Here is a 15,531-nt window from a genome sequence, read left to right on the forward strand (position 1 = left end):
CGACAGCAGTGGCTTCCTAACCTACTTTGTAGCAATCATTTTTCAAATTGGTATTAGTCAAGAATAGCAGCGATGCCGAAGGCGGGCTACGCCTACGCAAAATCCGTCAGAACTAGCTACGATTCCGTCTCTACTAAACTTTTTGAGGTATTCAATGAACAAGATTAATCTGCACAAACAACACCAGGCCAAAAATCAGGTATTGATTTTTACTTCTTTGACTGTTTTGGCTTCTTCATTAGTACTACCCATTCAACAAGCCTTTGGTGCAACATTGACTACTGTTGTAAATTTCAACGGCACCAACGGAGCTACACCAAGAGCTGGTGTACTTAAAGGCAACGGTACTGATGACAATCTTTATGGAACTACTTCTGCTGGTGGCACTTCTGGCAAAGGAACTGCATTCAAGTTAACTCCTACTGCTTACACTACTCTAACTACACTAATCAACTTCACCGGAACCTCTGGAATCAACAAAGGGACTAATGCAGTTGCGAGATTATTCCAAGCAGCCGATGGCAATTTATATGGGGCAACCTTTACAGGTGGTACAAGTGACCTCGGCAGTGTGTTTAAGTTGGCGAAAACAGCTTTTACAACCCTGACAACTCTGACAAATTTCACAGGCACTAATGGGGCTAACCCAGCAGGCCGACTGATTACAGGTACTGATGGCAATTTGTGGGGGACAAGCTCTACAGGTGGGGCTAATAATAAAGGAACTATATTTAAGGTTTCGCCAACTACCGGGGCACTCACCACCATCAGAAGCTTCAGCGGTACTGATGGAGCAACTCCATTAGCAAGATTGCAACTGGCTACCGATGGAAACTACTATGGCAGCGCCTCTGCCGGTGGAGCAAGTGCTAAAGGAGTTGTATTCAAGTTAACTCCCGCAGGAATACTGACTTCATATAGCTTTAATGGCGCCAATGGGGCAAATCCGCAGTCTGGATTAATTGAAGTTAGTGGATTCCTCTATGGGACTTCTAAACTAGGTGGAGCCAACAATAAAGGAGCTGTATTCAAGGTTCCCATCGGTGGCGGTACACCCGTTTTAGTCGCCAGTTTTAATGGCACCAATGGGGCCAACCCAACGGCTGCACTCATAAAAGCAAGCAATGGTAACTTCTATGGCACAGCTTCTGCTGGTGGGGCAAGCAACAAAGGAGTTATCTATCAGCTAACTGGAGCAACCATCACCGGCTTAATTAGTTTCAATGGCACTAATGGGGCAACACCAGAGTCCACGCTAATTCAACTCTCAAATGGTGCCTTTTACGGTACTGCCTCTTTTGGCGGTAGTTCTAATCTAGGAACTGTGTTTAAGTTTGTAATTTAGTTCCAAATCTAATCGGCGTGTAGAAAATGGTAAAACGTAGATTAGAACGTTTACCATTTTTCTACAATCGATCTAAACTTTTCAAGACAGATATTTGAATTTTGGTGACTCAATATTGTTTCATATCATGTTCGCTCCGAAGAACTTTAAAGAACCAAAGCTACGCTTGGTCTGCCCTAAGAGCAAGCCTATGGTGTACATACAAGTTTAAAACATTTATAGCAGTTCGCTCAGATACCTATGAGGTGGAGAAAGTCAAGGCTTGGAATTTGGTCGATCCAGGCTATCTGTATGAGAAGATTGAGAAAATTCTCAAAGTCGAGAGGAATCTACCAGTTTAATCTCAATATTTGCAATCCAGCTTCTCAAATCAGAGAAATTTCTTTTTAGATAAATCTTAATATCATGTTAACTTAACTTCAGAATACTGATGTAGAATATAGAACTTTACTACAGGTTTATAATTTGATTAATAATGAAATGATGTTAAAGTATGTTGAATTGTAGTAGTTGTAAAATTTGATACAAACAAGGATAAATCATAGTACACCATAGGAAAATTAGCAAATGTTTAGACAAAGTTCTCACGAGAGAAACTTTTTCAAAGCTTTAACTGGTAGTGCGGCGAAAGAATCTCACAAGTTAAGACGGGCATTTAAATCCTGTCTGACTATTCTGATTGAATCTGTACCTTTTTTGATTGCTTGTGCTGTATTGGTTAGCGTTATCAGCCTCAAAAGTCCTATCTTGCTGTTTTGTTTACTGGTTGGTAGTTTAATTGCAGTCATCATCCAGCAAATTGGTCAGCAAGTGAATTTACCAAGGCGATCGCTAATATTATTACAAATTTTAGCAGCAGCGATCGTTCTGAGTTTATATTGGTTAGACTGGTTTGCAGCCCCTGCACAAGCTCAATTTTTTGGGAAAGCTGAAACCTTTTTCAAAAACAGCTTCAGTGGTTCAGCAACCAATGGTGGTGATAGTAACACAGCAATAAGTTTGATATTTAATGTTTTGCGGGCGATTTACTTACTCTATATTGCAATTTCCTTAGTTGGTGTGATTAACGCAGTGCGTAAAGATGAAGATTGGCAAAGCATCGCTAGAACTCCTCTATTAGTGGTTGTTGCTGTTACCGTTGCTGATGTACTTACAGGCTTTGTAATTGGCGCTGGCCCTAATAAATAATTCAGATATTTCAAATGCCTCAAGAGCAGGAACAAGAATTTCGTCCAGTCAATCAGGTTCTGGGAAGCCAACCTTCACTAGGGCCAATTCCTGCCGATCAAATTCTTCCTTGGACAGTAATTGCCTTAGCTTCCTATTTTATTATCAATGGAATTTTTGGGGGTTTTTTCCAAGAAGAGTTTCAAAAATGGTTGTGGACAGTACTAATGACTGGTTGGGGAATCGGAACTTGGTGGATTTTAACTGGTGGTAAGAGTTGGAGTTTTTTAAGTAAATTTATCGGGGTTCCCACTTGGACAAGAGGCTTTGCTCGTTATCAAAGCTTATTGGAAGTTAACCATGAAGCAAAAAATCGGAAAACAAAGCGTCAGCGTCGCCGGAAATGAAAGTAGATTAACACCATTTGAAGATGCCTTGCACTTGGCGACAATGCTGCGTGTCGCCATGAATGGACGTGATATTGGCGCTTACCTGTTGACAAAAGGTACTCAAAAAGATCGGTTCTGCTTTGTTTTTGGTTTTGATTGTAAGGGAATTCATACCACCTTAAGACCTGAACAAATTGATACACTTTTTAATAACATTGAAGCCGGATTAAAAGACATTCCTAGTGGTGAAAGGATGACGCTGCACTTGGGTTCTTTTAGTTCAGACAAGGAACGCCAAAAAGAGTTAGCAACATTAATCAGAAATGCATCATCGCGAGACATCAAATATTTGTTGATGGCGGAGAGAGCCAGAATTAAAGAACTGACTATTTCTGGGATTCGTAAACCTAAATTTTTGCGGATTTATGTAACTTATACCATTGAATCTAACTCGCAACACGCAGATGATTGGATAGAAAAGCTTTTAGTCAAAGCTGAATCTTGGTGGTTGAAATTTAAAGGCGATCTTTTAGAAGTAGAAAATCAACGTATTGAAACTTTGGTTACAAATGCTTACAATCAGGGGTTTCTCCGCTGGGAACAAATCTTATCTAACAAGATGGGATTGGATATCAAACCTTTGACTGCTGATGAACTCTGGGGGGAAATATGGAAAAGGTTTAATGATACGCAGCCAATAGATATTCCCCAGTTAATGACTTTAGATGAACAAGGTTTACACGAACAAGTTAATTCCGATTTAGCTAGTACTAAATTACTTCTAGACAATATTCACGGCACAACTTTGCTGATGGAATCTAGTGTACCTTGTGCCGATCGCCGTTGGGTTAATGTTAACAATCGTTATATTGGCGCATTGTCATTTCTGGAAAAACCCGGCGGCTGGCCCAATAAATCGGCTCAACTGCGCTATTTATGGGAACTGTTGGCCAGAGAAACAGTAATAGATACAGAAATTTTTTGTGAGTTGACTGCTGCAAATCCAGCATTGGTAAAAACTACTTTGCAACGAGTGCTGAAGCAGTCAAATATGACAACGATTCTGGCTCAAGAAAAAAGTAAAACTATTGATGTCAATGCTCAATTAAAATTGAAGAAATCGGTAGCAGCACAAGAACAGTTATTTGAAGGTGCAGTCCCGATTTATACGAGTATTGCCATTTTAGTACATCGTCCAACTTTAGAAAAATTAGATGAGGCGACAAGATATATTGAAAACTGTTTTCAACGTCCAGCCAGAGTAATTAGAGAAACTGAATATGCCTGGAAAATTTGGCTGCAAACTCTACCAATAGTTTGGGAAGGTTTATTAGCAACACCCTTTAATCGTCGTCAGCTATATTTAACCAGTGAAGTTCCGGGATTAATGCCTCTAGTTTTAAGTAAAAAAGGTGATAGACAAGGCTTTGAGTTGATTGCTGAAGAAGGCGGAACACCCATACATTTAGATTTGTTTAATCAACACAAAAATTTAGCTTTGTTTGCCACAACTCGTGCTGGTAAATCGGTGTTGGTGTCAGGAATTTTAACTCAGGCTTTAGCGCATGGGATTCCGGTTGTGGCGTTAGATTTCCCTAAACCTGATGGGACATCTACTTTCACTGACTACACAGAGTTTATGGAGGGGAATGGAGCCTATTTTGATATTTCCAAACAATCGAATAACTTATTTGAGCAGCCAGATTTACGATCGCTAGAAGTAGAACAACAGCGCGATCGCTTTAACGATTATACCGCCTTCCTGGAATCAGCGTTAATGACAATGGTTTTAGGATCGTCCACTGAAAGTCAAATTTTATCGCAAACCGTGCGATCGCTGCTCAACTTGGCTTTAGAAGCCTTCTTTAGAGATGAGGGGATCAAAGAGCGATATCGACAGGCGATGGAGGGAGGATTTGGCACTCTTGCTTGGCAGAAAACTCCTACTTTAAAAGATTTTCTCTTTTTCTGCTCGCCAGAACATTTGCAGCTAAGTTCTTTAACTGGCAGAGTCGAAGATGCTCTGAGTCAAATTCAGTTGCGCTTACGCTTTTGGCTTTCTAGCCGCGTCGGACAAGCCATTTCTGCACCATCCAGCTTTCCTACCGATGCACAACTTTTAGTTTTTGCTCTCAGAAACCTATCAGATAGTGAAGATGCAGCCGTACTATCCTTGAGTGCTTATTCAGCCGCACTCCGACGCGCATTAAGTAGTCCAGCTTCCATATTCTTTATCGATGAAGCACCAATTTTATTTGAGTTTGAGCAAATTTCCGATTTAGTTGGTAGAGTTTGTGCGAACGGCGCTAAAGCTGGTATCAGAGTCATCTTATCAGGACAAGATCCTGACACCATTGCTAAATCTAAAGCTGCATCGAAAATATTGCAAAACCTGACAACACGGTTGATTGGACGCATTCAGCCAGTTGCAGTAGATAGTTTTGCAGACATCTTAAAATATCCCCGCCAAGTTATTTCTCGTAATGCTTCAGAAAGCTTTTTTCCCCGTAAAGAAGGCGTTTATAGTCAATGGCTATTAGATGATAACGGTACTTATACATTCTGTCGTTACTATCCAGGTTACGAGCAATTGGCAGCAGTTGCTAATAACCCTTATGAACAAACTGCACGTAGCCAAATGATGCAACTTCACAGTGATAAATATGAAGCAATTTCTGCCTTTGCACGTCAATTAGTGGCTACTCTACGTAGTAGTTAATTGGGTTATGTAAGTAGTTAATGGTGAATCAAACAAGTTTGGATTTTAGATTTCTGATAGTGTAGTATTAGCAACTTACCAACGTCTTTTAGATTTACTGCACCCATTTTTGGGTTATAGCTCAGGAATTTTAGATTTTAGAATAGCACCGGGATTGAACCGAAAAACTAATTCTATTATCCAAAATCCCAAATCAGCACGGCTCAAAAGCTAAATTTTTACCTCACTATATAATGTAGTTTACCTTTTTCAGGCACAGATATATGCGAAAAACTACCATTTTTACTTTTACCTTGCTATCTCTGGCAATACTACCAGCAGTAGCACAAATTCAGACGGGCGGATTAGGCCAGGTTTGGACTGACTTTCAATCATATTCCCAAGATATGCAAGATTACTTTCAACATAATAATTTGAAAAATACCTTAAATCCTTTAGAACAAGCCCAGAGTCAAATTGCGATTGACAGTGCCAAAGGAGATTTGAAGATACCTAACCCCGTTGCTGCGGGACAAAAAATTCGTGATGATTCAATTAACTACTCTTATAATTCAGATGCTAAATCAAGTCGCTTTGAGAATAATGCAGCAGTAAGGGGAAATTTAGTTAGTAATGAACTTAATCGTATAATTACCCGTGGAATAGCGGTAGGTGTTCTTGGTAAAAATGGACAAACTAGAACAAAAGTAAAGCTAGAAAATACAGAAAAAAGTCTGGAAGATATTGATGGATTGGCTCAGGAAACAGAGGGTACTAATAATACACTACTCAATCAAATTAAAAGCACTATTAAGGCAACTGATCAAACAGCAAATGCTGTTTCTGGCTTGGCACAATTGCTAGGTCTTAGTCAAGTGCAAATGATGAAAATTCAACAGGAGCAAGTAAAAATTGTAGCTGAAACATTTGCTCAGACATTACAAAATAATCAGGCTTTGCAATACTCTAACTTAAACTTAGCAAACATTTCTCAGCAGGCGGAAGAGGCGAATCGCGCTCGGAGAGTAGAAACATCTACAGAAGCAGCGCGACTTTTACGAGCGACTTCTCAACTAGATTTGTTTGGCAGAAAAGTTAATAATTTGGATTTGAAGAGAAAAAAACTCTAATCTTTTAGACCATTTTTAAAATACTTGAAATTTTGATAAACCAATAGTAAATCTAAAAAACAGTTTAGTAGGGTGGGTTATTTTCCTAACACACCTGGCAAAATCTCAGAAAATAGCCCAGAAACTCAAAATGCAACTTGCTATTAAACTAATTTTTGCCCAAGTAGGCATCGATCAGATTCTCGATAATGGTGCTGCAACTTCCCAAAGTATTGCCGAAGGTTGGGACAAACAATGGTTGGATTTATTACAAAATAACACCGCTGATAACTTGTATGGAGCGCTGACAAATCTGGGTATTTTTTTTGCTGTAGGAACCCTGTTATTTTTTATGATACAATTCCTCAAAGACTTAATATCCTACGAATACACCCGTCCCATATCAGCTTTAATTTGGCCTTTTATTGTGGTAGTCCTCTTAAGTAATTCAGGCAAAGGAAGTATACTTTCTACTCTGACACTGGGAGTGCGGGATTTTTTAAACGGTGTGAATCAGCAAGTAGTGGTTTCAGCAGATGCAGATAATATATATCAGCAAGCACTGAATATGAGTGTTGCTGAAGAAGTAGCTGGTTCTTTACTACGTCCTTGTCAATCTCTTACTGGCGAACAACAAAGCCAATGTTTTGTTAAAGCTGCCGAAAAAGTTAACGTTCTCTGGCAGAAATATAGAGATACTTATGGAAATAAAAGCTGGATAAGCAGACTACAAACAAAGGTAGATAATATCAGATATGGCACTGGCATTGTATCAGAAACCTCTTTTAATTCTCTGTTAGGTTCTACAGCCCAAACGAGCATCAAAAACTTTTTAGTTTCCTTACAATATGCTTTTCAGAATTTGATAGAAGCTACTATGTTGTTAATAGCAGTTTTAGGGCCAATAGCAGTAGGTGGATCTTTGCTACCTGTAGCTGGTAAACCAATTTTTGCATGGCTGACTGGATTTTTATCTATTGGAATCGCCAAAATTTCCTTCAATATTATTGCTGTGCTGACTGCCGCAGTGATTGTCAATGGCCCAGGTCAAAATGCTAGTGTCGATCCAGATTTAATGTGGTTCATAATTTTTCTGGGAATTTTAGCACCAATTTTATCTTTAATTGTGGCTGCTGCTGGTGGTTTTGCAGTCTTCAGCGCAATTAACAGTACGGCTTCTTTAGTAAAGGAGAGGATATAAAAAAATTAAAAATGAATAAAATTGTTGTAAGTATCGTAATTATTAAGTATATGCAAAACATCATATATAATAGCTGAAGTTTTTGCAGTAGGAGGTGAGGAAATGGTGCGTTTACTAGAAAAAAGACAAAGAACGGCAAGTGTTTTGACGTTTTTTGCGATCGCAACCTTCAGTTTACATATATTAGTTTTATTTTTATTCTTATTACAAGGGCTAAATATTCGCCAACTCAGTTTGAGAAAACCTCCTAACTTTGTGCAATTAATCAATGGCAAACCAGTAGCTAATATTGATGATTTAGCAAGAGAACCAGAAGCAATTCGCCAATTTATCAGCAAAACGATGATCTCAATGTTTAGCTGGTCTGGAACCTTACCACCACAAAATATTGAAGAAGTCGCAAACCCCAAACCAGATTTAGGAATACTGATTAATACACCTCAAGGTGGTAGCCAAAAAATTACTACCAGCAGTTGGGTAGCTAGTTTTGCCTTATCAGAAGACTTTCGCAAAGGTTTCTTAGGCACAGTTGCAGAAATGACACCACCAGAAGTTTTCTCGGAAAATCCCAACCAAGCGATGACTTCACAACTAGTAATTAAGAGAGTTTATCCGCCAAAACAAATTGCACCAGGGAAATGGCAAGTGGGTATGGTAGCCGACTTAGTTCAAAAAAACCGAGTTGGTGGTGCAAGACTTATAACTCCTTTTAATAAAGATTTACTTGTACGTGCAGCAGATTATTTTGCTAATCCCCAAGCTGACAATAGCACCGACTTGCAAAAAGCAATTTATAGTGTCCGTGCTGATAGACTAGAAATTTATGAAATTCGGAATTTATGTTTGCTAGATGACTACAACCCGAACAAAAATCAATTACAACAATGCGGAACTGGACAAACATCTGATAGTTTTATCAGATAATCAATTTCTGACGTAAAAATAGTTCAGTATTATAATTCTACGAACGATTATTAATGCAATTACTCAAACCAGAAAATAATAAAAAAAATAGCCCTTTACCCCTGTTGGCAGTAGGAACATTTGGTTTACATCTATTTACCTTGCTGTTACTAATATTTCACTGGTCTATGTTACAACAGTTAGGCCGACAACTCACACCTCAAAGTTTAGTGCAACTTGTTGATGGTCATGCGATAACGGTAGACCCCCAACCCAATTTAGAGCGGCAACCAGAGACGATTCGGCGCTTTGTGGGTGAAACTATGAGTTTAATGCTTACCTGGTCACAACAACAGCCGCCAACACAAGTCTGGGAAATTAGCTCACAACTGGTAGCTGATGATTTTAAAGAAAAACTTAAGTCAGAAATTACTAATTTAAATCCAGATAGCCAATTTGAAAATGTTAATAGAGGTGCAGAGAATGTCTTAGTAATCCAAAAAGTTTCTCAACCTCAAGAAATCAGTAATGGAAAGTGGAAAGTAGAGATACTTGCAAATCAATTAATTTTTAACAGTTATGATAAATTAGGGAAATCAGTTTCTTTTAATAAACAAATTTTAGTTAGAGCAATAGATCGACCTGTAACTTCACTACCAAATGCAGCACTACCGTCGCAGTTTGCAGCTTACCGCCTTGGAGAAGCCAGATTAGAAATTTATAATATATGTGAAATAAAAGATAATAATTGTTCTGGAAATCCAAACTAGGCTCTACCATGACCCGATACTCAATTCCTGCCGAAACGCCTCCCCAAAATGGATTTACTCTAACTACCGACGATCGCCAACCAGAAGTAGAATCTGGAGATTGGGAATCGCGGATGTCAAGGTTGGTCGGTTTTGAAGAAGAATCTTCTAGTGACACCGAAAAATCGGAAGACTCGGCAACGCCGCCAGAGTCCCTATCTCTTCCACAAGAAGTTCAGACTAAGCAAGCACTCTCATCTAATCCCTTTGCCAAGTTAGGCTTGGTAGGATCTGCTACCTTAGCGATCGTTTTGGTGGGTGGTGTGTTTTTGTCTCAGTTGATGAGTGGTAGCAATCAAAAGCCAAAAACTATTGTTTCTCCGCCAGTGCAAGAGCAGCCTACTGATGAATCCATATCTCAACAGATGGAAGCCCAAGTAGATACTCTCAAAACGAAATTAGCTTTGACTGAACAAGCACAGATGGTGAAAGATGCCCAACAACAGCTGAGAATTGCTAAATCAACACCGACAGTAGCTTTACAACAACCGTCAGTTAGACAAAAAGCGATCCCAACACCCTCACCAACAGCTTACGTACCTCGGACAGTGACAGTTGAGCGGATCGTTAGAGTACCTACTTCTCAACCTTCGCGATCGCCCCAGCTACCAGTTGTAAAGCCAAATACTCAACCAGTAGTTAATATAACTTCACCATCTATAACTCCACCATCTCCACCAAACCCATTTGCAGAGTGGGCAAGGTTAGCAAAGTTAGGGAGCTACGGTCAAGTCAATCCTAGCAATCAACCTACTAGTAACATAGCTACTTTGGAACCTGCAACCAATGCGCAGCCGCAGCAAGAAGCAACAAATTCCAATCCCGAACAAAACACCCCACAACAGGACAATTCTGCGGTAAGTCAAGCTCAACCGCAGGGAGAGAAATCTGTAGCAGTTGGAAGTAGTGCTAAAGCTGTGTTAGCGACCGCAATATTTGGAGAAACTACTAATAAATCAGGTGGTGGTGGTGATGCAGATGAAGCGAAAAACGTATTTGTGATCCGATTGAAAGAACCACTAAAATCTACCGATGGTGCGATCGCTCTACCCGCAAACACCGAATTCCTAGCTGAAATTGGTTCGCTTTCCGAACAAGGTCTTTTGCAGATGAACGTAGTCAAAGTTATCTCGCAAAATAATGGCAATCGTACAGAACGAAGCTTACCCAACAATGCAATTATTCTTCGCGGTACTCAAGGTAAACCTTTAATCGCAAATAAATATCCTGGTCAAAGTTCCTCCATAGCCTCGATGGATGCAGGACTATTTGTTTTGGGAGGTATAGGTAAAGCAGCAGAGTTAATAAATCGCCCTGATACAAAACTCGTGCCATATTCGATAACATCAACATCTCCCAACCCTACCGAAGACAACCCGAACAATACCACCAGCAGCACCTCCACTGGTCTTGTTAGTGAGACTGACAACAGACGCAATCTTGGAGCTGCGGTTTTGGAAGGTGGTATGAACTCTGTAGTACCCCAAATTGCCCAACGCAATCAACAGGCGATCGCCCAAATGTCTCAACAAGGTGGTGTTTGGTTTTTGCCAGCAGGCACAAATATTGAAATATACGTTAATCAAGCAACTCAGTTTTAAGGGGTAATATTTATAGCAATTTTAGATATTTGCAACCATGAAAAAGAATATTAAATTGTCAGGAGATAACCCAAAACGTTCTTATTTCCTACCTATAGCTTCCTTAATTTTCTCCGTTTCTATGTTCTGGTTGGTAGGTCGCGCTGTAGCTAATAACGCCGTTCTGCGTTCCATCTTTTCCTGTCAAGCACAAGGTTTAGGGGGACTTGTACCTACGGTTGATGTCTGGTATCAACAAGGAACAAACTTAAGTTTTATTCCGGCGGGAGAAGTAATTAAAAAAGTTTGGTTAAATGACCCATCACAGGTAACTATGGATTTTGATGGGCCAGTATGTATGCAGTTCGGTCAAGAAGCTAATAATAATTCAGGAGATTGTAAAAACTCCGCAGCAAATGTAATTCAACTCAGACGAATTCAAAAACTGGACATACCTGGACTTCCTCCCACTAGCAATACACTTTTAACAGTTGTTACCGAAGCGCAAGGTAAAAACAAGTTGTATACTTTTAAAGTGATATATAAAACAGATAATCCTGAATATCACACCTTAGCAATTTTTCCCGATCCTTCTGGACAAGAAGGAGCTTGTTCGAGAGTTTTACAATAAAGTTATAGCAAAATTACCTGATAGCCACAGAAGTTTCGCCTCGAAAAAAAGCATTAATACCTACGTATATCTGCATTGTGACCGCTCGAAAGCCCTGCTATAATTCCTTGCTGATAAAAAAGAGTTAGGAAAGATTTAAGTCTTTAGGCAGTTTTTTTCTTTACATAGCACCGTTAAGCTAACGTGTGGCCTAGTATTGCAGTGCAATCAATTGAAAAAGGCTATAACTTAACCGATTTAACTGATTCAGGCATTTTTAGTTTAAATATTTATAAATCTTCAAATAAAAACTAACCACAATTTCCAAATCCGTGTAAATATAAAGAAAAGCTTAAGAGGTTACAGACTCATGGTGACAGCGAAAATGATGCAACAGCTTTGGGCTGTAATCGAGTCTACCCAGGTCAACACCCTGCTCCAGTTTGATGACGCTGCTTTAGTACAATTGCTTCTCCAGCAGTTAAAAGCGAAGCAGGGGCTTGATTCCCAGGCAGATAGCACCCTCAATACTTATATAAAATCTAAACTGCCCCTAATTCGTGATACGGCTGAGGGTCGATTATCTTTAGAACAAGGCGGCAATCATTAGTCTGAAAAATCAAATAATTGCTCGCTGCCAAGCATACGCTCAAAGTTCAAACAGTGGAATATTATGAATAACTGGCTAGTAGTTGCCCTAGTAGCTTATCTAATTGGAGCAGCGATTGAAGGGGTGAGTACAGCCAGTCAGCTATCTCATTCAATGCCAGAATTAGCTAAAAACACACAAGCTCATCCTTCAAAGTCTGACACCGGGTCTAGTTCAAGTTGGCGAGTTGTGGCCGCTATCGCCTCAGTCAGTGTTTGTGGAGCTTTTTTGTGGCCTTGCCGCCTTTTCCACCGATTAATTAAAGGCAATGTTCGTTCGTAAGCCTAAAATATCAATACAGTAATTCTGGAAGAAGCTCTTTCCTTCTCAGAGAAGAGTTTTGATGGCTCTCGTTTACCTATGATGCACTTTGTTCGGGTTCTGTCGCTACAGGTTGCCCAATTTTCGGCTCCGTTCCCGCAAACAGCCGTTCAATATTAGCGCGATGGCGCAAAATCACATACAAACCACCGGCAATCCCAAAGAGAATATAGGGTAAAGGTTGATGCAAAATTACCATGAAAATGGAAACTGCGATCGCGCCTGCAATTGAACTTAAAGAAACAATCCGCGATATTGCCACAACGACGGCAAACACACCCGCTGTTGCTAAACCTACCTGCCAACTCATTGCCAACAAAATCCCCAAACTGATAGCAACGGATTTACCACCAGTAAAGCCTAAAAAAATTGATTTACTATGTCCCAGAATAGCAGCTAACCCAGATATTGTTACCAACCACGGTTGCCACAGTTGTACATCTACCGTTTGAGGGATATAATTTTTAATTGCTTCAAAGTTGAACAACCAATAAACTAGAGCGATCGCTAATACTCCTTTTAAGGAATCAAGTACTAAAACCAATGCTCCTGGCCATTTGCCCAAAGTTCTTAGTACATTAGTTGCGCCAGTGGAACCGGAACCAACTTCCCGAATATCAATACCTTTTAACTGCTTCACAGCAATGTAGCCAGTAGGAAAAGAACCCAGCAGGTAAGCTATGACCACAATTGCTCCGCACAGAGTTAACCAAATAGCCATAATACAATTCAAAATTCACTCATTCAAAATTCAAAATTCAAAAAAGTCAAGAGTAATACCTCTTGACCAATGACTAATGACTAATGACTAATGACCAATGACTCATTTAAAAGTCATCATCATAGTTTCTCACTATTTTGGGGTCAGGGGCAAAGGCTAACCACAGGGGAAATTGCAGCAGTGACAAACTGATTTGTTCTTCGGAATCGTCAATGATAATTAAAGGCAATTGATTGGCTTTCGTCAATCGGTCTGCTTTTTGAGCCAGAGCATCAGATGCCTCAAATAATACCACACCCCGGTCTGGGCCGAAATCTGGGCGACCGATTCCTAGACAATCTTGCAAGCCGCGCCGCCATTCCCCTAATCGCTCCGGTGTATTAGCTAAGACTAAAGTACGGACGCGATCGCCATAGAGCTTGTGTAATATCGAAATTGCAGCTGAGGCAATCAGAATATTTTGTAAGCGGCTACCCATTGTCCGCAAACCACCTCTTCCTCCTTGGGTAAAAAACCAGTTGGAGATTCGTTCAGCGTGGATTGGTTCAAAGGTACGGCGTAGTTGCCACGGTGGCCCGTAGTAATCTGGTTTATTACGGTATTGGTCAATGAGGCGGCGAATTTGCTTTGTCGTATCTTGAAACTGCTGTTGGGCAAATTGGGGTATTCCAGGTTGGGGTTCAGCTGGTTTAGCCTCTTTTACAGATGGTTTTTCTCGTTCCACCACACTTGGCGTTAGTTGCAACTGCTCGGCGGCAGAGGCCAAATCCTGTAAACTACCCGTGAGATAGTCTTTAAAACCCTGCACGCGAATTGCCAAGTCTTGGGATGCACCAGCAAAAGTGGTTCGCATCTCATTGCGGATACGTTCTTGACGGCGTTCTAATTGTTCTACAGAAATTTGCAGCGTTTGTTTGCGTTGTTCTAACTGCACCAGCGACTCTTGCACGAGTCGCCCTAGTGAGGTTTGAGTTTCACTCACCTGTGTCTGAAGCTTTTCGTAAGCACCTTGCAGCTTGGCTATCTCTGACTTGAGAGCTACTTCAGCACTCTGCAACTCTGCTATCCGCTGCTCTGCTTCTACATATTCTGCTTCTACATAATTTAATGAATGATTTCCCGATCCTATTTCAGACCCCAGAACGGCATTTTCCGCTTCTAACTGCGCTACAAACTCGCCATTTGAATTTTCTGTTAGCTCTACTGTAGAATCTACTACTTCTGCACTGGAAATGAGTGGCTCAAAATTTGTGTAGTCATCTGATGAGCTAATGACTTTTGTGTCTACCACTGACTCAACTGATGGATTGACTGGATGTTCAATTGCATTGTTCTCTTCTGGTTTTTCTGCCAACCGCTCATCAATTGGTTCTGGGGTTTGAGATGCCTCTGGGTTCATAAACAATAGTGTAATTCCTATGACGCGAATAAATAGCTTTCAGAAATATTACAATTGACCTGCCATAAAAGTCCTGAGCATGAGTGCTGAGTTCTGAGTCTATATCAAAACGACTCAGAACAGGTGGCAATCAGCACTAAATACGCGGACAACGTTGTTCTAAACAAGTTTTCAAGGTGTTGGGGTCAAATAAAATTGGCAAAAAGTGAATACTTTTAATTTCTTTAAAGTAAAACAAAATGGGGACTCTATTCCAAAAGATCCGCCAGTTTTGCCATTCTTGGTAGGGAAAGCGTCGAATCAATTTCTCGCCTCTGTAAATATCTAAGTCGGTAGCGGTAAATTGCAAACGCAGCGTTAACGCTTGAAACATGAGAAACAAACCAAACAGCGTGAAAACGGAGCCTACCCAAGGTTGTACCAACAATAATGGAATCGCGGCAATCACCAACACTATGGGTATATTGTAACTAGGCTTGAGTTCCACAGTTGATGTGGAGTTAGAAACAAATGAACTGGTCACAGTCTTAAATCCTGCTTTGTTTAGTAGGCATATCTCCTATTTTAGGAGTCAGGAGTCAGGAGTTAGAAGTTAAGAGTTAGGAGTGAGGAGTTTTAACTGATAACTCA

The 15,531-nt window shown here is 40.2% G+C and carries 15 protein-coding genes; 12 read left to right on the forward strand and 3 right to left on the reverse strand.

Annotated features, from left to right (window positions below; genetic code table 11):
• The first annotated feature begins 154 nt into the window (after positions 1-154).
• The 12 genes from ACR5KR_RS07825 (at position 155) to ACR5KR_RS07880 (ending at position 12,742) form a co-directional block, all read left to right on the forward strand.
• Positions 155-1,345 (forward strand): choice-of-anchor tandem repeat GloVer-containing protein, encoded by a 1,191-nt coding sequence (locus ACR5KR_RS07825; protein WP_448266072.1) that lies wholly within the window; start codon positions 155-157, stop codon positions 1,343-1,345.
• A gap of 567 nt (positions 1,346-1,912) precedes the next feature.
• Positions 1,913-2,533 (forward strand): hypothetical protein, encoded by a 621-nt coding sequence (locus tag ACR5KR_RS07830; RefSeq protein ID WP_448266073.1) that lies wholly within the window; start codon positions 1,913-1,915, stop codon positions 2,531-2,533.
• A 14-nt stretch (positions 2,534-2,547) separates the two neighbouring features.
• Complete coding sequence (locus ACR5KR_RS07835) at positions 2,548-2,919, forward strand: hypothetical protein (RefSeq protein ID WP_448266074.1); 372 nt, start codon at positions 2,548-2,550, stop codon at positions 2,917-2,919.
• Complete coding sequence (locus tag ACR5KR_RS07840; RefSeq protein WP_448266075.1) at positions 2,873-5,620, forward strand: hypothetical protein; 2,748 nt, start codon at positions 2,873-2,875, stop codon at positions 5,618-5,620. Before ACR5KR_RS07835 ends, ACR5KR_RS07840 begins: the two co-directional genes overlap by 47 nt.
• Before the next feature lie 263 nt (positions 5,621-5,883).
• Positions 5,884-6,729 carry a hypothetical protein gene (locus tag ACR5KR_RS07845; protein ID WP_448266077.1) on the forward strand — a complete coding sequence of 282 codons (846 nt, stop codon included), beginning with the start codon at positions 5,884-5,886 and terminating at the stop codon, positions 6,727-6,729.
• Positions 6,730-6,859: 130 nt separating this feature from the next.
• A complete protein-coding gene (locus ACR5KR_RS07850) occupies positions 6,860-7,909 on the forward strand; it encodes a hypothetical protein (protein WP_448266078.1) in 1,050 nt (349 codons plus the stop codon).
• 102 nt (positions 7,910-8,011) lie between these two features.
• Positions 8,012-8,833 carry a hypothetical protein gene (locus tag ACR5KR_RS07855; RefSeq protein WP_448266079.1) on the forward strand — a complete coding sequence of 274 codons (822 nt, stop codon included), beginning with the start codon at positions 8,012-8,014 and terminating at the stop codon, positions 8,831-8,833.
• A gap of 53 nt (positions 8,834-8,886) precedes the next feature.
• Positions 8,887-9,582: a hypothetical protein gene (locus ACR5KR_RS07860; protein ID WP_445627040.1), complete on the forward strand. Its 696-nt coding sequence runs from the start codon at positions 8,887-8,889 to the stop codon at positions 9,580-9,582.
• A gap of 8 nt (positions 9,583-9,590) precedes the next feature.
• The gene (locus tag ACR5KR_RS07865) at positions 9,591-11,222 is read left to right on the forward strand and encodes a TrbI/VirB10 family protein (RefSeq protein ID WP_448266080.1); all 1,632 of its coding nucleotides are present in this window, start codon (positions 9,591-9,593) and stop codon (positions 11,220-11,222) included.
• A gap of 37 nt (positions 11,223-11,259) precedes the next feature.
• Positions 11,260-11,832, forward strand: coding sequence for a hypothetical protein (locus ACR5KR_RS07870; RefSeq protein ID WP_445627038.1), 573 nt, complete (start codon positions 11,260-11,262; stop codon positions 11,830-11,832).
• Between the two features lie 349 nt (positions 11,833-12,181).
• Positions 12,182-12,421: a hypothetical protein gene (locus ACR5KR_RS07875; protein ID WP_322714675.1), complete on the forward strand. Its 240-nt coding sequence runs from the start codon at positions 12,182-12,184 to the stop codon at positions 12,419-12,421.
• A 63-nt stretch (positions 12,422-12,484) separates the two neighbouring features.
• Positions 12,485-12,742: a hypothetical protein gene (locus ACR5KR_RS07880; RefSeq protein ID WP_448266082.1), complete on the forward strand. Its 258-nt coding sequence runs from the start codon at positions 12,485-12,487 to the stop codon at positions 12,740-12,742.
• Between the two features lie 76 nt (positions 12,743-12,818).
• Here ACR5KR_RS07880 and plsY read toward each other — a convergent pair whose 3' ends face one another.
• The 3 genes from plsY to ACR5KR_RS07895 form a co-directional block, all read right to left on the reverse strand.
• Positions 12,819-13,502 carry a glycerol-3-phosphate 1-O-acyltransferase PlsY gene (gene plsY, locus ACR5KR_RS07885; RefSeq protein ID WP_448266084.1) on the reverse strand — a complete coding sequence of 228 codons (684 nt, stop codon included), beginning with the start codon at positions 13,500-13,502 and terminating at the stop codon, positions 12,819-12,821.
• 106 nt (positions 13,503-13,608) lie between these two features.
• The gene (locus ACR5KR_RS07890) at positions 13,609-14,901 is read right to left on the reverse strand and encodes a DUF3086 domain-containing protein (RefSeq protein ID WP_448266085.1); all 1,293 of its coding nucleotides are present in this window, start codon (positions 14,899-14,901) and stop codon (positions 13,609-13,611) included.
• A gap of 136 nt (positions 14,902-15,037) precedes the next feature.
• Positions 15,038-15,424 (reverse strand): DUF3119 family protein, encoded by a 387-nt coding sequence (locus ACR5KR_RS07895; protein WP_194043054.1) that lies wholly within the window; start codon positions 15,422-15,424, stop codon positions 15,038-15,040.
• Between the last annotated feature and the right edge of the window lie 107 nt (positions 15,425-15,531).

This window comes from Nostoc sp. DSM 114159, assembly GCF_053470285.1.